Annotated in this window: 3 protein-coding genes and 1 pseudogene; all 4 read right to left on the reverse strand. The window is 71.8% G+C overall.

Going from position 1 to position 2,492, the window contains the following annotated elements:
* A partial coding sequence (locus tag AC5RV2_RS17010) for a hypothetical protein (protein WP_494093318.1) occupies positions 1 to 206 on the reverse strand: 206 nt, incomplete at its 3' end.
* Complete coding sequence (locus AC5RV2_RS17015; RefSeq protein WP_494093319.1) at positions 203 to 1,075, reverse strand: C40 family peptidase; 873 nt, start codon at positions 1,073 to 1,075, stop codon at positions 203 to 205. The genes AC5RV2_RS17010 and AC5RV2_RS17015, both read right to left, overlap by 4 nt.
* Before the next feature lie 2 nt (positions 1,076 to 1,077).
* Entirely contained in the window at positions 1,078 to 1,500 is a 423-nt protein-coding gene (locus AC5RV2_RS17020; RefSeq protein WP_494093320.1) for a flagellar FliJ family protein, read from the reverse strand.
* Positions 1,501 to 1,502: 2 nt separating this feature from the next.
* Positions 1,503 to 2,408, reverse strand: a pseudogene (locus tag AC5RV2_RS17025) (FliI/YscN family ATPase); the annotation flags it as partial.
* Positions 2,409 to 2,492: the final 84 nt, after the last annotated feature.

Below are 2,492 nucleotides of genomic sequence, written 5' to 3' on the forward strand. Positions count from 1 at the left end.
GTTCCGGCACCCGCGGCAGCCCCGGCGCCCCCGGCGGAGGCACCGCCGTCGTGCTTGGGGCGCTTGGCGGAAGCTACGGATCTCTGCTGCACCGCATCCTGCATGGCGGCATCAAAGCCGGGAGAAGACGAGCGCGCGGCAGCCGGCCCGCCCAAACGGGCGGAGGACGCCGGGGCGGCGGGCAGGGAGTTCACGGGCAGGCTCATGCGGTTCGTCCCCTCGCCATGGCCGCCTGCGCGGCGGACAGCAGGTCGGTCAATTGTCCGGCGCCGCCGGAGCCCTGGCCGCCGTTGAGCATCGAGGCAAGTCCGGTGTTGCCGGTCTGGCCGTTGAGCATGGCGGTGATCGCGCCGGACGTGCCGTTCTGTCCGGTGAGCATGGAGGTCAGTCCGGTGGACGTGGACAGCTGCGCTGCTGCGATCAGGTCGGTCAGCGCGGTCTGCTGGTTTGCGGTCAGCGCCGCGCCGGCAGCCACGCCGGACCCGGCGCCGGCAGCCTGGACCGAGGACTCCTCGGGCAGGATGCGGCGGATGGTGGTGAGGTTGGAGTCGTTCTCCCAGGCGTCCCGGACCTTAATCGTGTCGCCGGGCTGCGGGGCGTCGATGGCCTTGCCGTTGCCCAGGTAGATGGAGACGTGGCCGCCGTCGAAACTGAAGAGCAGGTCGCCGGGCTTGGCGTCGGCCATGGATGCCACCGGAGTGCCTTCCTTCATCTGGTCCCACGTGACGCGCGGCAGGTCGATGCCGATGTCGCGGAAGGCGTGCTGCACGAAGGACGAGCAGTCGAGGCCGACGGACGCGTCGTTGCCGCCCCAGACGTAGGGCAGGCCCACGTACTTCTCCGTGGCCTTGATCAGCTCGGCGGCGGTCCCGGTCGCGGCACCGGTTCCGGTATCGGCAGCGGCGCCGGGGGCCCGGGCTGCTGCCGTCAGCGCGTCGGCGAACGCGCTTGCCGTGGCGCCGCCGGTGCTGCCGGCCGCGGTTGCCCTGGCCGCGGCTTCCGCGGCGGGGGCGGGCTGGGCGAGCTGGGTCAGCGTGGACTGGATCTGCTGGATCCGCCCGAGGGTATCGGTCATGCTCATCGTCCGTCGCCGCCCCGGGCGCCGGTGGACAGCTCGTCCAGCACCAGCTGCTCGCGCCGCAGCTCTTCGAACGCCTCGGCCGCGAGGTGCCGGGTCTCGAGTTTCTCCAGGCCCACGGACTGCTTGCGCACGGCGAGGAACTCCTGCTGGGCCTGCTGCGCCTCGTTCCGCCGGGCCTGGTCCAGGTTTTCCAGGTCGGCCAGCATGCTGCGCGAGGCCGAGCGGGCCGCGGCAACGGCGTGCAGCGTGGCCGCATCGGAGACTTCGCTCATGATCTCGCCCAACTCGTCGCGGGCAGCGACCACCCGGGCGCCGGATTCGCGGGCGCGGTGGTTCGCGGCGGCGAGGTTGCCGGCGGCCTGGTCCTGCTGAAGCTGGCGCAGCCGCAGCAGCCCGGCCAGGGGGAAGGATCGTGCCATCTCTACATACCTCCAAGGGTGCGGGCCAGGCGGTGCAGTTGCTCCCACGACTGCGCGGCCGGCGTCTGGTCATCCATCCGCTGCTGCAGGAACAGGTTGATGTCGTCTTCGTGCTGGACGGCCGCGTCCACCAGCGGGTTGGAACCGGGCTGGTAGGCGCCCACGTCCAGCAGGTCCTGCGCGGCCTTGCGGGCCGCCAGCACCTTGCGCAGGGCGCCGGCGGCGCGGGAGTTCTCCGGGCTGTTGACCTTGGACGCGACGCGGGAGATCGAGCCGAGCGGGTCCACCGACGGGTAGTGCCCGGAGACGGCGAGCTTGCGGTCCAGCACCACGTGTCCGTCCAGGATGGAGCGGGCCGAGTCGGCGATGGGTTCGTTGTGGTCGTCGCCGTCCACCAGCACGGTGTACATCCCCGTCACCGAACCGGTTTCGGCGGTGCCGGCGCGTTCCAGCAGGCGGGCCAGCAGGGAGAAGGTCGACGGCGGATACCCGCGGGTGGCGGGCGGCTCGCCGACGGAGAGGCCGATCTCGCGCTGGGCCATGGCCACGCGGGTCAGCGAGTCCATCATCAGCATGACGTCCGCCCCGCGGTCGCGGAACGATTCGGCAATCCGGGTGGCGGTGAAGGCGGCGCGCAGCCGCATCAGCGCCGGCTCGTCCGAGGTGGAGACCACCACGATGGACCGGGCCAGGCCGGCCTCGCCGAGGTCGTCTTCGAGGAACTCGCGGACTTCACGCCCGCGCTCCCCGACCAGCGCGATCACGGAGACCTCGGCGTCGGTGCCGCGGGCGATCATGGACAGCAGCGAGGACTTGCCCACGCCGGAGCCGGCGAACAGGCCCATGCGCTGGCCCTTGCCCACGGTGGTGAGCGTGTCCAGCACGCGCACGCCCAGCTGCAGCGGCGTCTTCCTCAACGGCCAGGGCATCCGCGGGCGCGACGACCGCGGGCAGCGGATCACCGACGAGCACTTCCTGATCTACTTCAACGC

The sequence above is a fragment of the Arthrobacter sp. Y3225116 genome, from assembly GCF_059091245.1.

Bases quoted from the DNA above. Each gene is read 5' to 3' on its own strand.
- AC5RV2_RS17015 (WP_494093319.1), bottom strand. From the start codon at position 1,075: ATGACCGATACCCTCGGGCGGATCCAGCAGATCCAGTCCACGCTGACC.
- AC5RV2_RS17020 (WP_494093320.1), bottom strand. From the start codon at position 1,500: ATGGCACGATCCTTCCCCCTGGCCGGGCTGCTGCGGCTGCGCCAGCTT.